6 protein-coding genes are annotated in these 6,829 nt (G+C 45.5%); 4 read left to right on the top strand and 2 right to left on the bottom strand.

All coding sequences use genetic code 11. The annotated features are described in order from the left end of the window. Window positions 1-188 precede the first annotated feature (188 nt). A complete protein-coding gene (locus QT996_RS18015; protein WP_333048084.1) occupies window positions 189-2,276 on the top strand; it encodes a thioredoxin domain-containing protein in 2,088 nt (695 codons plus the stop codon). Between the two features lie 146 nt (window positions 2,277-2,422). On the opposite strand, the gene QT996_RS18020 is transcribed toward QT996_RS18015, so the two are convergent. Together QT996_RS18020 and QT996_RS18025 are read right to left on the bottom strand one after the other, a co-directional pair. Continuing rightward, window positions 2,423-2,635, bottom strand: coding sequence for a helix-turn-helix domain-containing protein (locus QT996_RS18020; protein ID WP_293180980.1), 213 nt, complete (start codon window positions 2,633-2,635; stop codon window positions 2,423-2,425). Window positions 2,636-2,645: 10 nt separating this feature from the next. Then, the gene (locus tag QT996_RS18025) at window positions 2,646-2,858 is read right to left on the bottom strand and encodes a helix-turn-helix transcriptional regulator (RefSeq protein ID WP_333048085.1); all 213 of its coding nucleotides are present in this window, start codon (window positions 2,856-2,858) and stop codon (window positions 2,646-2,648) included. A gap of 135 nt (window positions 2,859-2,993) precedes the next feature. Between QT996_RS18025 and QT996_RS18030 the strand changes: the two genes are divergently transcribed. The 3 genes from QT996_RS18030 (at window position 2,994) to QT996_RS18040 (ending at window position 6,689) form a co-directional block, all read left to right on the top strand. Next, the gene (locus QT996_RS18030; RefSeq protein WP_333048087.1) at window positions 2,994-3,212 is read left to right on the top strand and encodes a hypothetical protein; all 219 of its coding nucleotides are present in this window, start codon (window positions 2,994-2,996) and stop codon (window positions 3,210-3,212) included. Between the two features lie 456 nt (window positions 3,213-3,668). Beyond that, a complete protein-coding gene (dxs, locus tag QT996_RS18035; protein ID WP_333048088.1) occupies window positions 3,669-5,576 on the top strand; it encodes a 1-deoxy-D-xylulose-5-phosphate synthase in 1,908 nt (635 codons plus the stop codon). A 903-nt stretch (window positions 5,577-6,479) separates the two neighbouring features. After that, window positions 6,480-6,689 carry a hypothetical protein gene (locus QT996_RS18040; protein WP_333048089.1) on the top strand — a complete coding sequence of 70 codons (210 nt, stop codon included), beginning with the start codon at window positions 6,480-6,482 and terminating at the stop codon, window positions 6,687-6,689. The last annotated feature ends 140 nt before the right edge of the window (window positions 6,690-6,829 follow it).

Below are 6,829 nucleotides of genomic sequence, written 5' to 3' on the forward strand. Positions count from 1 at the left end.
GGACAAGATTCTTCTCAAAGTCCCCCTTCTTAAGGGGGATTTAGGGGGATCGAGATATGTGCAACTTCACCTTAAATTGGTATTAATATTAAAACATAATGATCTGCAACAACTCAACTAAAACATCTCGCGCTAAACTGCTAGAGAACTGACAAGCTTACTCAGCACGAGTTAAAGTGGATTTGATTATGGTCAACCGTCTTGCTCAATCCCAAAGCCTTTACCTCCGGAAACACGCCGAAAATCCGATCGACTGGTGGCCTTGGTGCGACGAAGCCTTAGAAGCGGCCCGGAGCGAAAACAAACCGATTTTCCTCTCAATTGGCTACTCTAGCTGCCACTGGTGTACGGTGATGGAAGGAGAAGCATTTTCCGATCGCGCGATCGCCCAATACATGAATTCGCAGTTTATACCGATAAAAGTCGATCGCGAAGAACGCCCGGATATTGACAGCATTTATATGCAAACCTTGCAAATGATGACCGGTCAAGGCGGTTGGCCCCTCAACGTTTTTCTCACTCCAGACGAGCGAGTTCCCTTCTACGGAGGCACTTATTTCCCTGTAGAACCGCGCTACGGACGACCGGGATTTTTAGAAGTTTTGCAAGCAATTCGCCGCTTTTACGACACAGAAAAAGGCAAAGTAGAAGCCTTCAAAGCAGAGATTTTAGGCAACCTCCAACAGACGGCAGCGCTGTCAGGAGTAACCGCCGAATTAAATCGCGAAATCTTTCAAAAGGGCTTAGAACTCAACACCGGAATTGTTGCCGGCCACAACCCAGGCCCCAGTTTTCCAATGATACCTTATGCTGAGCTAGCACTGCGGGGAACCCGATTTAATTTTGAATCAAAATACGACAGCAAACAAGTATGCAATCAGCGCGGATTAGACTTAGCATTGGGCGGCATTTACGACCACGTAGCAGGCGGATTTCACCGCTACACGGTTGATGGGACTTGGACTGTGCCACACTTTGAAAAAATGCTTTACGACAACGGTCAAATTGTTGAGTATTTAGCAAATTTGTGGAGTGCGGGAATACAAGAACCCGCTTTTGAAACTGCGATCGCAGGGACAGTAGAATGGTTAAAGCGAGAAATGACTGCGCCGACAGGCTATTTTTATGCTGCACAGGATGCTGACAGTTTTAACACTTCAGAGGAAGTTGAACCGGAAGAAGGAGCATTTTATGTCTGGACTTATGCCGAACTCGAAGCACTATTAACTGCTGAGGAATTGGCGGAAATAAAAGCACAGTTTACTGTTAGCCGTAGCGGTAATTTTGAAGGCAAGAATGTATTGCAGCGCCGCCATCCGGGAAAACTGAGCAACACCGTAGAAACGGCTTTGGCTAAACTCTTTCAAGTTCGCTACGGTGGCAATACCGATAGTGTAAAAACCTTTCCGCCAGCCCGCAACAATCAAGAAGCTAAAAACGACAGTTGGCCCGGAAGAATTCCCGCAGTTACTGACACGAAAATGATTGCTGCTTGGAATAGCTTAATGATTTCGGGTTTAGCCCGCGCTGCGGCTGTTTTTGGAAATTTGGAATATCTGGAATTAGCTGTGACAACTGCTAATTTTATTTTAGAAAATCAGTGGACGGACGGGCGGTTTCAGCGGTTGAATTATGACGGGCAATCTGCTGTAACCGCGCAGTCGGAAGATTATGCTTTGTTTGTGAAAGCTTTGTTGGATTTGCACCAAGCGAGTTTGACTTTAGGGAACGGGGAAGAGGCAAAACAGTTGCCGAATTCTCAGTTTTGGTTGGAGAAAGCTGTGCAGGTGCAAGAAGAGTTTGATAAGTTTTTGTGGAGCGTGGAATTGGGAGGGTATTACAATACTGCTAAGGATGCTAGCGGAGATTTGTTGGTGCGGGAACGCAGCTATATAGACAATGCAACTCCGGCGGCGAATGGAATTGCGATCGCATCTTTGGTTCGTCTGGCACTGTTGGGGCAAAATTTGGAATATCTTGATCGCGCCCAACAAGGTTTGCAAGCTTTCAGCAGTATTGTACAAGATGCTCCGCAAGCTTGTCCGAGTCTACTTTCGGCGATCGACTGGTATCAGCATTCTACTCTGATTCGCACGTCACCCGATCAAATTTCTGGGTTGATTTCCCAGTATTATCCGACTGCTGTTTTTCAGATTGAGGCTGATTTACCTGAAGGAGTTATCGGGTTAGTTTGCGAGTGTTTGACTTGCAAGGAACCTGCGAAAAGTCAAGAGCGGTTGTTGGAGGAAATTTTGCAAAGTCAAACGCGAGTTTAGCACCAATACTGTCTATATTATTGAACCGCGAAGACGCGTTCGGCGAAGCCGTTCCCGAAGGGTAGGACGCGAAGGAAGAAGGAGGAAGCAGAAGGAAGAAGTAGATTATCTTCTACCGGGAAGAGATCGCATCTTCAGTCTGCCCCTCAATCTTCCAAAATCTCAACTAAATCTTCCATAGTCACATCGAAGGCGCGGGCTATTTTGTAGACAGCAGAAATATCGGCCGTGTTCAAAGCATCGCGCTGAACGTAGCTTCTAACAGTGTTGTAATTCACTCCCGATCGATCGGCAACTTGCTTTAGCGTCCAACCCTTTTGCTCAGCTAGTTCTCGAATCCGCAGTCTAACGTATCCCATTAGCGCGCCCTCAATCTTCCAAAATCTCGACCAAATCTTCTATTGTTACGTCTAAGGCGCGGGCTATTTTGTAGACAGCAGACAGATCGACTGTGTTCAAAGCATCCCGCCTTCCGTAGCTTTTTACGGTGTTGTAGTTGACTCCGGATCGATCGGCAACTTCTTTAAATGTCCAACCTCTCTTCTCAGCTAATTCTCGAATCCGCAGTCTCACGTAGCCCATTTTTTTGCTTGACTTCGGTGCATATATACCGGACAATATCTATGTACACTAAAAACGATCGCCCTCCGAGCCTGGAAAACTTAAGGGCGATCGCTTTTTCTACCACACCCCACGAACGTGGGGAAGGATTACCCTATGATACCAACATCAAAGCCCAAATTAAACACTCATCCGTGGTGTATCGTGCGGCAATTGCCAGATATGCAGCGATTGGTGGTTGCTCGATTCCACCGCCGGGGCGATGCAGAGGGATATATGCAAATTTTACGGCGGTTGTTGCCGGCGGCCAAACACGCGATCGTATTTGATACGACTGGGGCCCAGAAATTGCCAGAAGTTCGATCGGCTCAATGAGAGCAAATGTTGTAATTGATGGGAGCGAGAGCCTTTTTTCTTTTAACTGGAAAACCGATTAATAGAAAAGGGAACTCGTCCTTTCCTGACAAAAAGTAAGTAGGTCGCTCTAATTAAACGTCAAACGTTCTTCTGTTAGATACCCGGCTTCTTAAAGAAGTCGGGTATGTGAGTATTCTATTTTTTTAGGTGGGCTTATTTAGCTTTAAATGCTTAACAATCCCCAAGAAGCTAACAACTAGCCATTAGCAACTAACAACATAAGCTTTTTTTATATTGACTGCGTGCAATTTATTAACTATAATTTCCAGACCAAAAATAACAAAAATCTTACGCCTAACAGTTTTTCTCAAATAACCGTTAAACTATTCTAACGTTTGCGCGTACCCAACGTCGCAGGCACAACCTATATCTGTTAAGGATTCGTCCTGATTCACAGGAGCAAGATTTTAAAATATGCATCTCAGCGAACTGACTCACCCAAACCAATTACACGGCCTGTCGATTCATCAACTCGAACAAATTGCCCGACAAATTCGAGAAAAGCATTTAGAAACTGTAGCCGCTAGCGGCGGTCACCTCGGCCCAGGATTGGGTGTAGTCGAACTAACCTTAGCACTCTACCAAACACTCGACCTCGATCGCGACAAAGTTACCTGGGATGTGGGCCACCAAGCTTATCCTCACAAATTAATCACCGGCCGCTACAACCAATTCCATACCCTGCGCCAAAAAGACGGCGTTGCAGGCTATCTCAAGCGCTGCGAGAGCAAATTTGACCATTTTGGTGCAGGTCACGCTTCCACAAGCATTTCCGCAGCATTAGGAATGGCGATGGCGCGCGACCTCAAGGGCGAAAACTTTAAAACTGTAGCAGTCATCGGCGACGGCGCATTGACTGGCGGCATGGCACTCGAAGCGATCAACCACGCGGGCCATATGCCGAAAACCAATTTGTTAGTTGTGCTCAACGACAACGAGATGTCAATCTCTCCCAACGTCGGCGCAATTACCCGCTATTTGAACAAGATGCGATTGTCACCACCGGTGCAGTTTCTCAAAGATAACTTAGAGGAACAATTCAAACACATTCCCTTTGTCGGCGAAACTTTTACCCCAGAAATGGAACGCCTCAAAGAAGGGATGAAACGCTTGGCCGTCTCGAAAGTTGGAGCCGTAATTGAAGAATTAGGCTTTACTTACATGGGCCCGGTAGACGGACACAATTTGGAAGAGTTAATTGCCACTTTCAAACAAGCTCATACTATTCAAGGCCCGGTGCTAGTTCACGTTGTGACGGTGAAGGGCAAAGGATATGCGATCGCCGAAAAAGACCAAGTAGGATATCACGCCCAAAATCCCTTTAACTTAGCCACCGGCAAAGGCATTCCCTCCACCAAACCCAAGCCTCCCGCTTACTCGAAAGTCTTTGCTCACGCCCTGGTAAAGCTAGCAGAAGATAATCCCAAAATTGTCGGCATTACCGCTGCAATGGCAACCGGAACAGGTCTGGATAAACTTCATGAAAAACTGCCGAAACAGTACATTGATGTCGGGATTGCCGAACAGCACGCCGTGACTTTATCCGCTGGTTTAGCCTGCGAAGGAATGCGCCCGGTTGTGGCAATTTACTCGACCTTTGTGCAGCGGGGATACGACCAAATAATTCACGATGTTTGCATCCAAAATTTGCCAGTTTTCTTCTGTTTGGATCGCGCCGGCATTGTCGGGGCTGACGGCCCAACTCACCAAGGAATGTACGACATTGCCTTCTTGCGTTGCCTGCCAAATATGGTAGTTATGGCGCCAAAAGATGAGGCAGAATTGCAGCGGATGATAGTCACAGGAATCAACCACACCAGCGGCCCCATCACCATGCGTTACCCGCGCGGCAACGGTTACGGCGTGCCTTTGATGGAAGAAGGTTGGGAAGAATTGCCGATCGGCAAAGCCGAAATTCTCCGCAACGGCGACGATTTGCTAATATTGGGTTATGGTTCAATGGTTTATCCGGCGATGCAAACCGCCGAGATTCTGAGCGAACACGGCATTGAAGCAACTGTGATCAATGCGCGTTTTGTCAAGCCTTTGGACACCGAATTAATCTTGCCTTTAGCACAGCGAATCGGCAAAGTTGTCACAATGGAAGAAGGCTGTTTGATGGGAGGCTTTGGTTCAGCAGTAGCCGAAGCTTTGTTGGACAATAATGTTGTTGTTCCAGTGATGCGGTTGGGTGTACCCGATACATTGGTAGATCATGCAACTCCTGAACAATCATTTGCCAGTTTGGGATTAAATCCGTCGCAAATGTGCGATCGTATTTTGGCAACATTCAGCCCCAAACAGTCTCCTGTTAGCGTGTAAATAGCTAGGATTGTAAGGTGCGCCTAGCGCACCTTACAATCCTATATCAGATCGATCTATGACACTGAAAAACCAGCATGATTGAAGGAAGATTGGAGGATAAGGGAGAAAAAACAATGACTAACGTGAAACCAAATCTTACCGTGCGACGGGGAAGATTGTTCCCCAAAAATCCGTGATCAGAACAAAAAAAAGCCCAGTGGCGCGCTGACAGGCCAACATTTTATCAGCGCTGCAAACCAATTTTCGATCGCCTCAAACCAGAATTGATTAAAACCCACTACAACTGGTACATGGCTGTTGAACCCGACAGCGGGGAATATTTTATCGACAAGGATGATATGGTATAGCAATCCTAAATCATTTATGAGAATTTACCATAACTATGAAGTTTGGGAAAATCAAATATCTGATAATGAGTAACTAACTTAAATATATATTTGACGGCAGCAAATGTCTTACACATATGATCGCACTCTCTGATCCATTTTTTTAGCTTGTAACCGCTGAAAAAATATATTGATTTACTGATTGATGAATATCTGAAATCTAAAAATTATAAAATTATTGACAAACACGGTTCGACACTGAAGTACAGTCCTGGTTTGAAGGATATTTATTGCAAGGGTAATATAATTGCGATCGGGGATACTGTCTCGACAGTGAATTTTTTGGGCGGCGAAGGGATTAGACACGGGATGGATGGTGCGGAAATCGCGGGGAAATATATTCAAAGGTATTGGGATGGGAAAATCTCAGATTTTCGGGATTATGAGACGGAAATGCACGGGAGGGTGTCACTTTTGCGATGAGTATAAATACTCGTGAACCCCACCATGACTTTTTTACCCATCATCAGTATAATGGCGATAATTATCATCTCTTCCCACTGCATATATAATCATGACACCTGAACAACAACAGACAATTAAAACACACCTAGATGCTATTTCTGCCATACTTTATGATGATTATAATCCTGATTCCTTGCAGACATTAGAAGATATTGAACTCGCAGTGAGAGACCAAGTTTTGACTCATGTGACACCACATATCGGCTTTTTTTTATCTGCTCAGCTAGCGGTACAAAAGCCGGAAGAATCAAGACCTTAAAAAGTACCCTAGGTAATTTAAGTATCACCGAGAAGCAAGCAGCTAAACTAGGGTGCGGTAGTGCTAAGCTGTTGTGCCTTTAAATAGGGTATAATAAAAAATGAGTTTAGTCAATCTCTACAAAAATGCCAGCTAAAAAC

Origin of the sequence: Microcoleus sp. S13C4 (assembly GCF_036700865.1) — a bacterium.
GTDB lineage: Bacteria > Cyanobacteriota > Cyanobacteriia > Cyanobacteriales > Microcoleaceae > Microcoleus.

Excerpts from the sequence above, each read along its gene's own strand:
- QT996_RS18015 (WP_333048084.1), top strand. The coding sequence starts at position 189 with ATGGTCAACCGTCTTGCTCAATCCCAAAGCCTTTACCTCCGGAAACAC.
- QT996_RS18020 (WP_293180980.1), bottom strand. The coding sequence starts at position 2,635 with ATGGGATACGTTAGACTGCGGATTCGAGAACTAGCTGAGCAAAAGGGT.
- QT996_RS18025 (WP_333048085.1), bottom strand. The coding sequence starts at position 2,858 with ATGGGCTACGTGAGACTGCGGATTCGAGAATTAGCTGAGAAGAGAGGT.
- QT996_RS18030 (WP_333048087.1), top strand. The coding sequence starts at position 2,994 with ATGATACCAACATCAAAGCCCAAATTAAACACTCATCCGTGGTGTATC.
- dxs (WP_333048088.1), top strand. The coding sequence starts at position 3,669 with ATGCATCTCAGCGAACTGACTCACCCAAACCAATTACACGGCCTGTCG.
- QT996_RS18040 (WP_333048089.1), top strand. The coding sequence starts at position 6,480 with ATGACACCTGAACAACAACAGACAATTAAAACACACCTAGATGCTATT.